We start from the raw sequence: 15,068 nt of genomic DNA on the forward strand, positions 1-15,068 counted from the left end.
AAGAGCCTGTATGAGTCGCGAGGTGCGGCGTTGACTGGGGGCAGCCCCACGGAGATCCCGTGCCGGGCGGGGAAGCCCACGTGTCCACCTGGCTCATCACCGGCTGCTCGACCGGCCTCGGCCGCGCTCTCGCCGAGGCGGTCGTCGGCCGCGGTCACAACGTCGTCGCGACTGCTCGCGACGTCACAAAGCTGGAGGGCATCGGCGCAGCGCACCTCGACCGCGTCCTCCTTCTCCCGCTGGATGTGACGGACGCCGTCCAGGTCGCGGATGCGGTCGCAGCTGGGACCGACCACTTCGGGAGCATCGACGTCCTGGTCAACAATGCCGGGTATGGCTACCGCGCGGCGGTAGAAGAGGGCGACGAATCGGACGTACAGATGCTGTTCGCGACGCACGTCTTCGGCGCCGTTGCGCTGATCAAGGCCGTCCTCCCGCAGATGCGTGAACGTCACTCGGGCGCCATCATCAACCTCTCGTCGATCGGCGCGAAAGGGACACCCGCGGGCTCCGGGTACTACTCCGCCGCGAAGTCGGCCATCGAGGGACTGACCGGGTCGCTGCGGAAGGAAGTAGCGCCGCTCGGCATCACGGCAATGGTCGTCGAGCCGGGTGGATTCCGCACCGACTTCGCCGGCCGCTCGTTGACGCAGTCCTCGACTGTGATCGCGGACTATGCCGAGACCGCCGGTAAGCGCCGCAAGGAGTCCGACCACACGGACGGCACGCAGCCCGGAGATCCCACCAAGGGCGCCGAGGCGATCATCACCGCGATCGAATCCGGCGACGCGCCGGAACTGCTCGTGATCGGACGCGACGCGGTCGGCCTCTACAGATCGGTGTTGACCGCGCACCTGGATTCGCTCGAGAAATGGCGCGAGCTGAGCGAGCAGACAGGCTTCGACGACTGATGACGGCCACGGACACTACCCCCACGGATCGCATGGGTTCTCGCGCTCATTCCGGGGTGCTGCTGGCGATCATCCTCGTCAGCTACTTCATGATCGTGCTCGACAACTCGATCGTCTTCACGGGGCTGTCGCGGATCCGCGACGATCTTGCGTTCACCACGGCTGGCCTTTCCTGGGTGCAGACCGCTTACGCGCTCGTCTTCGGTGGGCTGCTGCTTCTTGGCGCGCGCGCAGGCGACCTGCTTGGTCGACGGCGGATGTTCCTCGTCGGGCTCGCGATCTTCGGTGTTGCGTCCCTCGCGATCGGACTCGCGCCCACTAGCGGATTCTTGATCGCGGCGCGGGCCGTCCAGGGTGTCGGTGCGGCGATCCTGGCGCCCACCAGCCTGGCCCTGCTCACCGCCAACTTCCCGGAAGGCCCTCAGCGCACCCGCGCGGTCGCTGCTTACGGCACGGTCGCCGGCCTCGGCGCCAGCGTCGGGCTCGTGCTCGGGGGAGTGCTCGCCGACCTCACGTCCTGGCGCGTGGGGTTCCTGATCAATGTGCCGATCGGCCTTGTGCTCATCTGCGCCGTGGTGCGGTTCGTTGCGCCGTCGACGCCGACGCAGGGTCGCTTCGACATCGCCGGTGCGGTGACCTCGACAGTCGGGATGACGGCGGTCGTGTACGCCGTGACCCGCACGGCGGAGACCGGGTGGACGGATGCGGTGGCGCTCACCATTCTCGGCGCTGGAATCGCGGCGCTGGTCGCCTTCATGTTCATCGAGGCGAAAACGACCGACCCGATTCTGCCGCTGCGCATCCTCGCGAACGGCACCCGGGCCGGTGCGTTCGTCGCACGGATGCTCTTCGCCGGAGCCATCTTCGGCTACTTCTTCTTCATCAGCCAGTACATGCAGGGTGTGCTCGGGTTCAGTCCGCTCCAGGCGGGGCTGGCGTTCCTACCCATGACGATCGTGCAGTTCATCGCATCTCTCGCCGTCTCGCGCCTCACACGTCGATTCGGAAATGCGGCACTCGTCGTCACCGGACTTGCGATCACTGCCGCCGGCATGCTCTGGCTGAGCTTCGCCCAACGCGACAGCTCGTACTGGTCGAGTGTGATGCTCCCTATGGTGCTGCTCGGCCTCGGGCAGGGGCTCGGATTCGCTCCGCTCACCGCCGCCGGGGTCACGCAGATCCGGGGACGCGATGCCGGAGCGGCATCAGGTCTAGTCAACGTCGCCCACCAGCTCGGAGGAGCACTGGGAGTCAGCATCATGGTGGCGGTCGCCGCCGCGGCAGGCTCCACCGACACACCCGCAGGCCTCGCTGCGGAAACTTCGGCGGGCATCCTCACCGGCGCCGTGTTGCTGATGCTCGCGTTGATCGCCGCACTCACCCTTATCGTTCGCTGGGCTCCCCGGCGGCACACCGGAAAGGCCACCTCATGACCGACTGGACGCCCGATGAACTTCGCACCATCGATGCACAAGACGAGATCCACTTCTCGTCTCGGCGGGCTGACGGGTCGCTCCGTCCGCCCATCACCATGTGGATGGTGGAGGTGGGCGGTGTCGTTGTTGTGCGCTCCGCGCGCCAGATCAACCCGTGGTATCGCCGGGCGATCGCGTCGGGCTCGGGACGCATCCGTACCGGATCACTCGAGAAGGATGTCGATTTCGAAGTCTTCACCGGTGACGGCGTGGCAATCGACGACGCATACCACGCGAAGTACGACCGGTACGGTGCGCGCATCGTCGCCGGTGTCGTCGGACCGGATTCGCACACCCGCACCCTTCGACTCGTTCCCTCCGTCTGAAAGGACGCACGATGCAGTACACCTTTCTCGGCAGCTCCGGCCTCAAGGTGAGCCGAATCGCCCTCGGATGCATGAGCTTCGGCCGCCCCGGCACCGGACGCTACTGGGTACTCGACGCCGCCGCAGCGGAGCCCATCTTCCGCCAGGCGCTCGACCTGGGCATCACATTCTGGGACACGGCCAACGTCAACGGGGCGGGCACCAGTGAGGAGATCGTCGGCCGCGCCATCAAGGAATACACCAAGCGTGAAGACGTCGTACTCGCCACCAAGCAGTTCTGGAGGATGCACGACGGACCCGGCGGGTCGGGGCTCTCTCGAAAGGCGATCATCGAGCAGACTGACGCGTCGCTGAAGCGTCTCGGCACCGACTACATCGACCTCATGCAGATCCATCGCTTCGACCCCGAGGTTCCTGTCGAAGAGACGATGGAAGCGCTGCACGACGTCGTCAAAGCCGGAAAGGTGCGCTACATCGGCGCTTCCTCGATGTGGGCGTGGCGTTTCTCCAAGATGCAGTACGCGGCCGATCTCAACGGATGGACACGCTTCATCTCGATGCAAGACCAGTACAGCCTCACACACCGCGAAGAAGAGCGAGAGATGTTCGGGCTCCTCGCCGATCAGGGCGTCGGATCAATCCCCTGGAGTCCCCTCAACGCCGGCGTCAACGCGCGGCCATGGGGTGACAAGAGCACTGAGCGCGGGAAGCAGAACCCTGATGTCGACATGTTCGGCAACCCGCTCCGCCTCGACAGCGACAAGGGGATCGTCGATGCGATCGAGAAGATCGCGAGCGACCGTGGCGTCTCCATGGGGCAGATCGCGCTGGCGTGGGTGCTGCAGAACCCGGTCGTGGACTCCGTACTCGCCGGTGCGACCAAGTCGCATCATCTGTCCGACGCCGTCGCCGCCCTCGACATCGAGCTCACCGACGATGAGAACGCGGCACTCGAAGCGGACTATGTACCGCGCACGCCGACCTACTTCAACTGAAAGGAACAACAATGAGCACCATCCCCACCGTCACTCTGAACAACGGCGTCGAGATGCCGATCCTCGGCTTCGGCGTCTTCCAAATCCCGGCCGAAGAAACCGAGCAGGCGGTCCTCGACGCCATCAAGGCGGGCTATCGACTGATCGACACCGCCGCGTCCTACGGCAACGAGGAGGCGGTCGGACGCGCGATCGCCGCCAGTGGCGTACCGCGCGAAGAACTCTTCATCACGACCAAGCTGTGGATCCAGCGCCGGGGCGAAGAGGGCGCATTCGAAGCCTTCGAGACGTCGATGAAAAAGCTCGGCCTCCACTACCTCGACCTGTACCTGATCCACCAGCCGTTCGGCGACTACTACGGCGAGTGGCGTGCGATGGAGAAGCTCCACAAGGAGGGTCGCATCCGTGCGATCGGTGTGTCCAACTTCGCCCCCGACCGTCTCGTGGATCTCGTCGCCTTCAGCGAGATCATCCCCGCCGTCAACCAGATGGAGACCAACCCCTTCCACCAGCAGGTCGATTACCAAGAGCTGCTCGCCGGCGAGAACATTCAGCTCGAGGCGTGGGCGCCGTTCGCGGAGGGTAAGAACGACTTGTTCAGCAACCCGGTGCTGAGCGAGATCGGCGCTGCACACGGAAAGTCCGTCGCGCAGGTCGTGCTTCGCTGGCTCATCCAGCGTGGCGTAGTCGTGGTGGCGAAGTCGGTCAAGCTCGAGCGGATGCAGCAGAACCTCGATGTCACCGACTTCGAGCTCACGGACGAGGAAATGGCGAGGATCGCGACGCTCGAAGGGGGCGAGTCGCAATTCTTCTCGCACGCCGACCCTCAGATGGTGCGCTGGCTCACGGGCAGGGCGGAGGACTAGAGCCGCGGTCCCTCCGTCTCCGCGAGCGACCACTGTGTGCTTCGGAGGACGCACGATCGCATCAGTGCGCCACGGTGTACCTTTCCTCTTCGAAAGGCCCTCAGGGTTCCGCGCATCCTCAGTTCACATACACGCGCGCACCCGGCTAGACAGCGCACCAGGGTGGACGACACGGATGTGTGCACCAATGTGTGAACTGGGCGCTTCGATCCCAATGCTCGCAAGGGGTCGCAAGCGTTTCCCGCTTGACTACGGATCAGAAGGTTAGGGGTTCGAGTCCCTTCGGGCGCGCACTGTGTTGAGACAGTAACCATTGAAAACCCGCGGATTTCCGCGGGTTTTCGTGTTTCTGGTGCCGGTCGCGTCCAGCTGATTCTGCGGGCGTTTCCGTCTGACCGCGAATCAGCAGGGTCGGCCGGCAGAGCTGTGGATCCCCGAGGATGCCGTGAATCGACATCGTCGGAATCAGACGGGGGCGCCGTCCGGATGGCTGAACGTCAGACACGCTCTAGCGGTCGCCCCGGGCGCTGTCCGATTCACCCTCGTCCCTGCCATAGCCCGCCACAGTGAGAACGCTGCGGAGTCCCGCGGGGGTCCCTGGCCAATGTCGTTCGATGGCATCCATACCAGCGTGCCGGATCGCGAATCGCAGAACGACCGCGACGATGAGCGCGTCATCGGCGTAGCCGAGCACCGGTATGAAGTCGGGCACGAGATCGATCGGCATCAGCAGGTAGCCAAGTAGGCCGATCAGCCACCAACGGGTGGCGCGCGGAACAGTCGGGTCGCTGGCCAGCCGCTTCACCAGACGGATGACGTCGGGTACGAGTCGCAGGATCGAGCGCCAGTCCACGTCGGAGCCGGCCCGTCTTTGCTGTATCCAAAGCACGACCAGCAGCACGACCCAGAGCAGGACCATGCCCCCGACAATCCCGAGGACGATGATCAACCAGTCCGGCATCCGGCTTCCCACCTTCCGACACGGCGCCAACCAATCCAACCCCGCGCGCGCCGCACACCATACCCCGTCGACTACCTCGATCCGGTAAAGGGCGTTGGGCCGGGTTCGTTGAGCGGTCCCCAGCCGTGCGACTTCGTCCTCGGACATGGCCGACGACCGCGGTCTGTGACCAGCCCAGCGATCAGATATCCCCCGACGTGCCAGGTCGCCCCCGCCACGACGATCCGCATACTGGACCTCCCGGTCCTCGGCGTTACAGGTTGATGTGGATGCGGTAGAGGCTGGTGGATGCGGTGATGTAAAGCGTCGTACCGTCCTCGCCTCCGAAGCAGACGTTGGACACGATCTCGGGAACGGGGATCGCACCGACACGGGCACCCTCCGCATCGAAGACGACGACGCCGGTGGCGCTGGATGCCCAGACGCGCCCGCGGGCGTCGACGCGCAGGCCGTCGCACACTCCGTCCCCGATCAGCGCGAAGGTCTCTCCCTGATCGCATCCTCCGTCGCGCACGCGATAGCGGCGGATGTGGCGGGGGACGCCGGGCTGCGTGGCCCCTGCCGTGTCCGACACGTAGAGGACCGTCTCATCCGGTGAGAACGCGAGTCCGTTCGGATGCACCATATCGGTGATCACCGGCCGCAGCTCTCCCATCCGCTCGTCGAAGCGGAACACGAAGCATCCTTCGTACTCGGGCGCCGCGGCGTGTCCTTCGTGATCGGAAAGGATGCCGTAGGGCGGATCGGTGAACCAAATCGCGCCGTCCGAAGCGACCACCACGTCGTTCGGCGAATTGAAGCGCACACCGTCCCACCGATCGACGATCGGCGTCATTACCCCGTCGACGTCGCGCTCGATCCGGCGCAGTCCGTGTGAGCACTGCACGACCCGACCCTCGAGATCGAGGGTCCGACCGTTCGTGAACTCGACTCCGGCTCGATACACGTCGACGCGCCCGGTTGTGGCGTCGAACTGCAGGATCCTGTCGTTCGGGATATCGCTCCAGCGCACGGCTCCAGCGTCCGGGAGCCAGACCGGTCCCTCGGCCCACGCCATACCGGTGTACAGGCGCTCCAGCTGCGCACCCGGCTGAATCAGAGGCGTGGTCTCGGTCATTCCAGGGTCAACTCTGTCATGTTGCTCCGGAACGCGCCGACGGGCCCGGGGATCCTCGGAGCCGTAACCGCGTCGGGGTGCGCGGCGTCGTCGATGAGGTCGTCCGGCCGGTCGCGGGGGTCCTCAACGGGGTCCATCGGCGGGCATCGGGTTGAGCCGCGGGGGAGTCTCGCTTCAATCGTGGAGCGGGATGGTGGATGAGGTCGCCGCAGAGATGTCCGATCGCGGCCGGCTGGCCTGATACGGGTGCGGGACGTGTCGTTGTCGATGTGCGCGAAGTGCATCGAGCGGGGCTTTCGTTGCTTCCTGCTCCCAACGGGCGACGGCGCGTTCTGAGGTTCGCTCCTGCCTCGGTGATCCTTGACGAGCTTAGTGATCGATCACTATTGTCGTCGGCAGACCTTAAGTGAACGTTCACTGTAGAACGCCGAAAGGAACATCGATGTCCCTGTCTTCCTCCAGACGCCCCTCGGTCCTGGCGATCGGACTCGCCGCCGGCGCCATGCTCACGGCGGGTCTACCCGCACTGGCCGCACCGGCCTCCTCCGCCACCACCGCTGAAGCCTCCTTCGTCGGTTTCACCGACAAGTCAGAACTGCGTGCCGACGGCCGATCAGTCGTCGCCGGGGAGGAGCTCCTCGTCGCGGACGGCTCGGCGCCACAGGGCGCCGGAACGACGTACTACGTCGACGCGCAGTCCGGCGACGACGCGGCATCCGGCACCTCCGCGGGCACGGCATGGCGCACGTTCGCGAACGTCAACGGCACCGAGTTCAAGCCGGGCGACCGCATTCTCCTCAGGGCGGGCAGCTCATGGTCGGCGTCGGGGACTGAGGTCGCTCGTGAGGCGTACGACTACACAACCTGGACCGGCGGTCAGCCGACGCACGTGGCGGGCCCGGACGGAACGGCGCTGCTCGCTCCCCGCGGGTCGGGAACCGCCGAGGCTCCGATCGTCCTCTCGAGCTACGGCGACGGCGCCGCGCCCCAGCTTGACGGCCGCGGTGTCGTCAACGACGTCCTGCAGCTCACGAACCAGGAGCACTGGGACATCTCGAACCTCGAGATCAGCAACGAGACCGAAGGGTTCGACGCGACGACGTTCCAGCCCGCCCGCAACAACGGCCAGGCCCCCGGAGAAGAGAATCCCGAGACCGGCGACCTGCGCGGCATCCACGTCCAAGCCGAGAACGCGGGCACGCTGCGCGGCTTCGACATCCACAACGTGTTCATCCGCGACGTCACCGGCTACACCTGGTCGGTCAGCGCGGCGGGTCTGGATCGCTCCAAGCGCACCGGCGGCATCCTGTTCGAAGGGCTGAAGGGTGACGCGCAGACCGTGTCGCAGTTCGAGGACATCTCGATCCGCGACAACTACATCGCCAACACTGCCTTCGCGAATCTCGTGTTCAAGCAGTTCGCAGGCATGGGGACCAACCGATACCAGGATCTGCCCCCGGGCTGGGGCGATCGGGCCGCCGGCCGTGCCGCTCCCGACGGGACGATCACCGAGGATCCGGACTGGCGGCCCCACTCGAACGTTGAGATCACGGGCAACTACCTGACCAACCGCGAGACCCACTACGGCTGGGACTCGATGTACCTCACGAGCGTGCGGGGCGCGCATGTCGAGGACAACATGATCGACGGCGCGGGCGTCTCGGGCATCGAGATGTATTACGCCGACGACATCGTCGTGCAGAACAACGAGGTCGCCGAGCTCGAGGGACGCACAGGCGCCGCCGACTCCAACGGGATCGATCCCGACCGCGGCACGTCGAACATCCTCATTCAGGGCAACTACATCCACGAGTCCGGCGAAGGCATTCTGCTGTGCGGCTTCGGCTTCAGCACCGCCGTCGTGCGCTACAACATCATCCGCGACATCGAGCGCAACTACATCAACCCGCACGGCGACACCGGCGTGAACGTCGTCTACAACAACCTGATGTACAACTCGGTGCAGCCCATCCGGAACAACACCGTCGGCTTCTTCGAGTCGTCGGGAAATGCCGCAACGTACCTGAACGCCCGCAACCCGCACTATGTCTTCAACAACGTCTTCCTCAACACGCGTGCAGACGTCGCAGGCTCCGCCTTCCGCACCCAGTTCCCGGGAGTGAGCTTCGACAACAACTCTTACTTCGGGCCGGGAGTGACGGCGCCCAGCGCCGACGAGCACGCCACCATCACAGACCCGCTGCTGAAGGGTGACCTCGTATCGGGCGTCGCCAACGCCATGCTCGGCTCCGGCGACTCCCCGCTCATCAACGCGGGTCGAACGGTCGATCTCGCACAGATCGCTCCGGGATTCGATGTGACCGGCAACCGTGGCGAGAGCCAGGTGCCGCTCGACGTCGACTTCTTCGGGCGGTCGCTGTCGACGCCGCCGCACATCGGTCCGACGTCGTACGAGCCCGCGGAGGGGCACGGTGTCGTCTCCGGCATCGTGACAGCCGCTGACGGCCAGCCGGTTCCCGGTGCCACCGTCTCGTACGGGGCGGGCACGACGACGGCTGATGCGCGCGGCCGGTACTCGCTGGAGATCCCCGCCGGCGATTACTCCCTTGTCGCCTCGGCCGACGGCTACACCGACGGTGCACCCGTCAGCGTGACCCTAGCCGACCGTCAGACGCTGGCCGCGTCGCTCGTGCTCGGCGCGACGACGGCCACCGAGGGGACGATCGCCGGTGCCGTAACGTCTTCGGGAGCGGGGCTCGCCGGCGTCGCGGTCGAGGTCGTCAAGGGCGATGAGATCGTCGCGAGCGCGACGACCGACGCGTCAGGGGCATACTCGCTTCCCGGCGTCGCGATGGGCGGTGGCTACACCGTCCTCGCGACGAAGGATGGCTACGACCCCGCGTCGCAGGCCGAGGTCGAAGTCGTCCCCGCGCGCACGGTCACGGTGAACCTCGTGCTGCGCAGGGAAGCGGGGGAGACCCGCTACGTGATCAACGAGACCTTCGACGACGAGGCGACGGGCGCCTTCGCTGGGACCGCGGACGGAGTGTTCACCGCTCGCACCGCCCCGGTGGCCGGGACGGTAGAGGTCGTAGCCGACGCCGCGGACGAAGCGAACAAATACCTGCGCATCAACAAGACCAGCAGCACGTCGGCCACCCTGGGTCTGCACAACACTGCCGAGCTCAATCTCACGGGCACCGTCACGGTCGAAGCGCGCCTGCAGCGCACGACGACCAACGGCACGCCGAACCAGCTGGCGCTGTACTCGTATACCGAGAGCAGTTGGAATGCCGCAAACCCGGCAGGGTCGTCCAACCCGTCGGCGACGATCGGCTTCGCGGGCGGCAACATCATCACGCACAACATCACCGGCTCGAGTTCGGTGCGCACCGTGGCGCCGTACAGCGTTGGCCAGTGGTACACCGTTCGCAATGTCGTTCATCTCGACACCGGCACCTTCGACTTCTATGTCGACGACATGTCCATCCCGGTGCTGGCGGACCAGCCGCTGCGGACGAATGTCGACGACCTCGACTATTTCCTGTTCTTCATCAACGGGTCCAACGTGGGCGATCTGCTGGTCGACTACTTCCGGGTCAACACCGGCACCCCGTTCGACTACGCCGACGCCACCCTCGCGACGGTGAGCGCCGCCACCGCCGATGGCGAGGTCGAGCTGACCCCATCCGGCGACGGACGCATCTTCAGTGGTGAAGTCGACGCCTTCGCCGAGGAGGTCGCGATTTCGGCCGCGGCGCGCAGTGACTTCGCGGCCGTGGAAGTCAACGGCACTGCCGTCGAACCGGGCGATTCCGTGACGGTGCCGCTGGCAGCCGGATCGCCCAGCGACCCGGACGTCGTCACGACGATCCCCGTCGTCGTGAGAGCCGAGGACGGCTCGGAGCGCACGCACACCGTGTCGATCTCGCGCGTCAATCCCAGCCAGCTGGCCGCCTTGCGCGACCTGCAGGTGGTGGGCCATCCCTTGACGCCCGAGTTCGCCCGCGACCGCACCGGCGGCGACAACCCGTACCGCATCGACGGTGAGCTCGACGCCTCCGTGGCTTCCGTCGATCTCTCGTGGCGACGGGGCTGGGAGGGCCAGCAGGTGCAGGTCAACGGCATGGACGTCGACGCCGGCGCGACCGGCGCAACACTTCCGCTCGAGGACGGCGAGAACCGCTTCGAGGTGACAGTGAGCTCCTTCGCCGGAGAGTCTGCAATCTACGTCGTCGTCATCGATCGGGCTGCCGCCGAGCCGCAGCTCGCGGTCACCACCGAGATCGACACCCGATGCGTCGCGCGAAAGGTCGTGCTTGTGGTCACGGTGACGAACGGTGAGGAGGTGCCGGTACTCGTGAAGCTGGAGACTCCGTACGGGTCGAAGGAGATGCCGGTCCTTCCAGCCGACAAGAGCAGATCGCAGTCGTTCACGACCCGCCTCGCGGAGATGCCGGCCGGCAGCGTCGTGGTCAGCGCGGCGGCTGCGATCGACGGCGAGGAGCCCAACCTCTCCCAGAACGTGCAGTACGACGAGGCCAGATGCTGAGCTGAGAGGCGGGGTGCTCGACGGCGCCCGCCCGGACAGCCGAGCGTCCGTCTCCCGATCCGGCGGGGACGGGCGCTTCGGCCTGTTGCGGCCGCAGGGACTGGATCGAAGCTGTCGGAAACGCCGAAGAGCCGTAGGCGCGTGTGCCGAGGGACCGGCATCGGCCCAACGCGGACCGAGCTCGCGGATCTGCTGTCGTCCGGAGCTCCGCGTGCACACGCCCATCGCCGGTGCCGGCTCGAGCCGGATAATGGGCGGATGCTGCTTGTCCTGTCAGGGCTGCCCGGCACGGGAAAGAGCGCCGTGGCGACCGAGGTCGCGCGCCTGACCGGCGCGGTTCATCTGTCGGTCGACGCGATCGAAGACGCGCTACTCGGTGCCGGGCTGGAAAGCTCGTGGACGACTGGCGTCGCCGCCTACGAGGCAGTCCGGGCGGCCGCGGAACAGAATCTGGCGCTCGGCCGCTCTGTCATCGTCGATGCAGTCAATGACAGCGAGATCGCTCGCGAGACGTGGCGCCGCGCCGCGACGGCGACGGGGGTCTCGCTGACCTTCGTGCTGCTGACCCTCGACGATGAGGCCGAGCATCATCGTCGCCTCCGAGGGCGACACCGCGATCTGAGCCACATCGCAGAACCCACCTGGAACGACGTCCGACGACGCGCCGCGGAGTTCGAGCCGTGGGGCGGTGCGCACGAGCGTCTGGACGCGAACGCACCGGTCGAGCACCTGGCCGGGTCGGTTGCGATGTTGCTCAGTCAAGGCTGAACGCGAGCGCGAGGCGATCGGCGCGGCGGACGACCGGGTTGCGAGCGGGTGGCCGGTCGGGGGGTCCGCTCGGAGGGCGCGACGCCCCGCGTAGGCTCGCCAGATGACCTTCGACACGAACGACGCGGGCACCGGCGGGCACGGATTCCGCCGGCAGATCCTCAGCCGGGAACAGTTCGGCGATGCGACACCATCGTTCGCCATCGCAGCTGAGAGCGGTGTCGCGTGAGCGTGCACCTCATCGGCGGCGGCGCGACCACGGCTGCGGATGCTCCGCTCTACGCACCGTTCGTCGCCGAAGCGGCGTTGCGAGCGGCCGCCGCGGGCCGCGCGCGGCCGCGCATCGCGGTGATCTCACTGCACCCCGAGGCCGAGGAGAAGGCGGCGGCGCTCGGCGAGCTTCTGACCGAGGCGGTAATGGGATCCGCGATCGAGGTGCACCTGACCGCGGGCCGGCCCGGCGACCCGATCGGGCTCGGCGCGATCGCCGACGTCGACGGCATTGCGGTGGGGGGCGGCGTCGTCGAGGATGTGCGTGCAGGGCTCGAGCCGGTGTTCAGCGAGTTGCGTCGCCTGGTTGCCGGCGGTGTGCCCTACCTCGGCGTCTCGGCCGGTGCGATGATCGCGGCGGAAGGCTCGCTCGGGGGTGGCTCCCGCATCGGCGGCGTGCCCGTCTCACCGGAGAACCCCGACGAAGCGGGCGACGAGCTGGAGATCGAAGCCGGCATCGGCCTCGTCGACGTGGCCATCGAGGTGCACGTGGCCCAGCGCGGCATGCTGTCCCGAATGGTCGCCGCCGTCGAGTCCGGGCTGATCGCGGGCGGGCTCGGCATCGACGAGCGCACGGCCCTGATCGTTGGCGACGGCACGCTCCGGGTTGAAGGCAGAGGCAGCGTCTGGCGGGTGCTGCCGACCGACGGCGGCGTGCTGGTCTCCACGATCGGCACCTGAGGGCGCTTCGACCTGGCTCGCATTGCAAGGTCTGCCAGTCTTCGTGGATTCCGACAGGCCACGCGATCGCAGAGCCCGATGACGAAATGTCCGGGGTTCTCGTTACGGTCACCTCCGTGGCAGTAAGTGATGCGCTTGCCGGGCTGGATCCGGCGCAGCTTCAGGCCGTCGAGCACGGTGAGGGGCCGCTCGTGGTCGCGGCGGGCGCGGGCACCGGGAAGACCCGCGTGCTCACCGCTCGGGTGGCGCGGCTGCTCGAGGCGGGTGTCGTCCCGGAACGGATGCTGCTGCTGACGTTCACCCGGCGCGCCGCGTTTGCGATGCTCTCTCGCGCTGCGGTGATGTGCGGCGATGCGCAGGCTGCGCAGCGCATCGATGCGCAGGCTGCGCAGCGCATCGCCGGTGGCACGTTCCATGCCGTCGCGCACCGCATCGTCGCCGAGCACGCACAGCACCTGGGGCTGGAGGACGTGACGGTGATCGATCCCGACGACGTCATCGACCTGATCGATTTGCTGCGCGCGGAGCACGGGCTCGACGGCACCGAGGTTCGGCTGCCCACGACACGCACCATCGCGGACATCGCCTCCCGCACGATCAACACCGCGACCCCGGTCCGCGCCGTCATCGAAGATCAGTTTCCGTGGGCGCTCGAGCAGGCGGACGCGATCGCCGGCCTGCTCCGTCACTACCGCGACCGCAAGCGCGAGCGCGGCCTGCTCGACCTGGACGATCTGCTCATCGCCTGGCGGGCGCTGGTCGCCGATCCCGATGTCGGGGCGCGGCTGCGCGCTCGCTGGGACTGGGTGCTGGTCGACGAGTACCAGGACGTCAATCAGCTTCAGGTCGACATCGTTCGGGGGCTGAGTCCAGACGGACGCGGGCTCACCGTCGTCGGCGACGACGCACAGGCGATCTACGCGTTCCGGGGCGCGAGCGCCGGGCACCTGCTCGAACTCATGGAGGCGTACCCGGACGCCACGCTGGTGCGGCTCGAACGCAACTTCCGTTCCACCGGACCGATCCTCGACCTCGCGAACCAGGTGCGCCCGGGCGAGCTGAGGTTGCAGCTGGTCGCCGACCGTCCGCAGCCGGGCGCCCGGCCGACGCTGGTCACGTGCCGCAACGCCGACGACGAGGCGCGCACGATCGCGGACCGCGTCCTCGCCGCGCACGTCGACGGCACGCCGCTGCGCTCGCAGGCCGTGCTGATGCGCACCGGATCCCACAGCGCGCAGCTCGAGGTAGAGCTCAAAGTACGCAGCATCCCGTTCCACAAGTTCGGCGGGATCGGCTACCTCGAGACGTCGCACGTGCGCGACCTGCTGGCGAGTTTCCGGGTGGTGCTCAACCCGGCGGACGAGGTGTCCTGGTACCGCCTGCTCACCCGGCACCGCGCGATCGGCAAGGCGAGCGCCCGGGGCCTCGCCAGGATCCTCGCGGACGGGGGTGTCGACTGCGCAGCCGACGCGGTCGCGGCGGCACCGGCGAAGGCGCGCACCGCGCTCGCGTCGACCCTGTCGCTTCTCGGCGGCGTCGACTCCACGACCGCCGTGCCGGAGCTGGTCGAGGCATGCCGAGGTGCGGTGGATCCGCTGCTGCGCGCGCACTACCCGGATTGGCACCGTCGGGTGACCGAGGTCGACGGCATCGCGCAGGCCGCCGCCGGGCAGAGCGATCTCCGTGCGTTCGTGAGCGAGCAGGCGATCGACCCGGTGAACGTCGCCGGCGACTGGGCGAAGCGGCCGCACCTCGACGAGGACTGGCTGACCCTGTCGACGATCCACTCCGCGAAGGGCCTGGAATGGGACACGGTGCACCTCCTGCGCGCCAACGACGGCGCAATGCCCTCGGACATGGCACTCACTTCGCGCGCCGGCCTCGCCGAAGAGCAGCGCCTCTTCTACGTCGCGATCACCCGCGCACGCGACACCCTCGACGTATACGTGCCCTCGCAGCTGCCGACGCACCCCACCGCGTTCCTGGCCAAGCACGTCGCCGCCAAGCCCAGCAGGTTCCTGACCGAGCCCGCACGCGCTCTCATGGAGCCGGTGAGCACCGCCGCCGTCACCCCCGAGGCCGCGATCAAGCGGGCCGTCTCGGCGCCGCGCGTGCGTACGGACGCGTTCGACGAACTGTTCGCCTGATCTGCATCCGCTCGGGTCGCCGCGATCACGTGGACGCG

Annotated in this window: 12 protein-coding genes; 10 read left to right on the forward strand and 2 right to left on the reverse strand. The window is 67.3% G+C overall.

Annotation, left to right across the window (positions count from 1 at the left end; genetic code table 11):
* Window positions 1-80 precede the first annotated feature (80 nt).
* The 5 genes from AC3A46_RS09645 to AC3A46_RS09665 are packed head-to-tail and all read left to right on the forward strand — an operon-like array spanning window position 81 to window position 4,573.
* The gene (locus AC3A46_RS09645; RefSeq protein WP_487664982.1) at window positions 81-911 is read left to right on the forward strand and encodes an oxidoreductase; all 831 of its coding nucleotides are present in this window, start codon (window positions 81-83) and stop codon (window positions 909-911) included.
* Window positions 911-2,344 carry an MFS transporter gene (locus tag AC3A46_RS09650; RefSeq protein ID WP_487664983.1) on the forward strand — a complete coding sequence of 478 codons (1,434 nt, stop codon included), beginning with the start codon at window positions 911-913 and terminating at the stop codon, window positions 2,342-2,344. Before AC3A46_RS09645 ends, AC3A46_RS09650 begins: the two co-directional genes overlap by 1 nt.
* Window positions 2,341-2,712, forward strand: coding sequence for a DUF2255 family protein (locus AC3A46_RS09655; RefSeq protein ID WP_487664984.1), 372 nt, complete (start codon window positions 2,341-2,343; stop codon window positions 2,710-2,712). Before AC3A46_RS09650 ends, AC3A46_RS09655 begins: the two co-directional genes overlap by 4 nt.
* 11 nt (window positions 2,713-2,723) lie before the next feature.
* The gene (locus tag AC3A46_RS09660) at window positions 2,724-3,707 is read left to right on the forward strand and encodes an aldo/keto reductase (RefSeq protein WP_487664985.1); all 984 of its coding nucleotides are present in this window, start codon (window positions 2,724-2,726) and stop codon (window positions 3,705-3,707) included.
* An 11-nt stretch (window positions 3,708-3,718) separates the two neighbouring features.
* Window positions 3,719-4,573, forward strand: a complete 855-nt coding sequence (locus AC3A46_RS09665) for an aldo/keto reductase (protein WP_487664986.1) — start codon at window positions 3,719-3,721, stop codon at window positions 4,571-4,573.
* Between the two features lie 508 nt (window positions 4,574-5,081).
* Here AC3A46_RS09665 and AC3A46_RS09670 read toward each other — a convergent pair.
* Together AC3A46_RS09670 and AC3A46_RS09675 are read right to left on the reverse strand one after the other, a co-directional pair.
* The gene (locus AC3A46_RS09670; RefSeq protein ID WP_487664987.1) at window positions 5,082-5,534 is read right to left on the reverse strand and encodes a YkvA family protein; all 453 of its coding nucleotides are present in this window, start codon (window positions 5,532-5,534) and stop codon (window positions 5,082-5,084) included.
* Between the two features lie 253 nt (window positions 5,535-5,787).
* Entirely contained in the window at window positions 5,788-6,651 is an 864-nt protein-coding gene (locus AC3A46_RS09675) for an SMP-30/gluconolactonase/LRE family protein (RefSeq protein ID WP_487664988.1), read from the reverse strand.
* Window positions 6,652-7,093: 442 nt separating this feature from the next.
* Here AC3A46_RS09675 and AC3A46_RS09680 point away from each other — a divergent pair, with 442 nt between their 5' ends.
* From AC3A46_RS09680 to AC3A46_RS09700, 5 genes are all read left to right on the forward strand, one after another.
* Window positions 7,094-11,164, forward strand: coding sequence for a carboxypeptidase regulatory-like domain-containing protein (locus tag AC3A46_RS09680; RefSeq protein WP_487664989.1), 4,071 nt, complete (start codon window positions 7,094-7,096; stop codon window positions 11,162-11,164).
* Between the two features lie 258 nt (window positions 11,165-11,422).
* Window positions 11,423-11,932, forward strand: coding sequence for a P-loop nucleotide/nucleoside kinase family protein (locus tag AC3A46_RS09685; RefSeq protein WP_487664990.1), 510 nt, complete (start codon window positions 11,423-11,425; stop codon window positions 11,930-11,932).
* A gap of 103 nt (window positions 11,933-12,035) precedes the next feature.
* Window positions 12,036-12,161: a hypothetical protein gene (locus AC3A46_RS09690; protein ID WP_487664991.1), complete on the forward strand. Its 126-nt coding sequence runs from the start codon at window positions 12,036-12,038 to the stop codon at window positions 12,159-12,161.
* Window positions 12,158-12,883 carry a Type 1 glutamine amidotransferase-like domain-containing protein gene (locus tag AC3A46_RS09695; protein WP_487664992.1) on the forward strand — a complete coding sequence of 242 codons (726 nt, stop codon included), beginning with the start codon at window positions 12,158-12,160 and terminating at the stop codon, window positions 12,881-12,883. Before AC3A46_RS09690 ends, AC3A46_RS09695 begins: the two co-directional genes overlap by 4 nt.
* A 116-nt stretch (window positions 12,884-12,999) precedes the next feature.
* On the forward strand, window positions 13,000-15,030 hold the full coding sequence (locus AC3A46_RS09700; RefSeq protein ID WP_487664993.1) for an ATP-dependent helicase: 2,031 nt from the start codon (window positions 13,000-13,002) through the stop codon (window positions 15,028-15,030).
* The last annotated feature ends 38 nt before the right edge of the window (window positions 15,031-15,068 follow it).

The sequence above is a fragment of the Microbacterium sp. Soil_C_42 genome (assembly GCF_057656735.1).

Bases quoted from the DNA above. Each gene is read 5' to 3' on its own strand.
- AC3A46_RS09670 (WP_487664987.1), bottom strand. From the start codon at position 5,534: ATGCCGGACTGGTTGATCATCGTCCTCGGGATTGTCGGGGGCATGGTC.
- AC3A46_RS09665 (WP_487664986.1), top strand. From the start codon at position 3,719: ATGAGCACCATCCCCACCGTCACTCTGAACAACGGCGTCGAGATGCCG.
- AC3A46_RS09650 (WP_487664983.1), top strand. From the start codon at position 911: ATGACGGCCACGGACACTACCCCCACGGATCGCATGGGTTCTCGCGCT.
- AC3A46_RS09690 (WP_487664991.1), top strand. From the start codon at position 12,036: ATGACCTTCGACACGAACGACGCGGGCACCGGCGGGCACGGATTCCGC.
- AC3A46_RS09660 (WP_487664985.1), top strand. From the start codon at position 2,724: ATGCAGTACACCTTTCTCGGCAGCTCCGGCCTCAAGGTGAGCCGAATC.
- AC3A46_RS09680 (WP_487664989.1), top strand. From the start codon at position 7,094: ATGTCCCTGTCTTCCTCCAGACGCCCCTCGGTCCTGGCGATCGGACTC.
- AC3A46_RS09655 (WP_487664984.1), top strand. From the start codon at position 2,341: ATGACCGACTGGACGCCCGATGAACTTCGCACCATCGATGCACAAGAC.
- AC3A46_RS09685 (WP_487664990.1), top strand. From the start codon at position 11,423: ATGCTGCTTGTCCTGTCAGGGCTGCCCGGCACGGGAAAGAGCGCCGTG.
- AC3A46_RS09675 (WP_487664988.1), bottom strand. From the start codon at position 6,651: ATGACCGAGACCACGCCTCTGATTCAGCCGGGTGCGCAGCTGGAGCGC.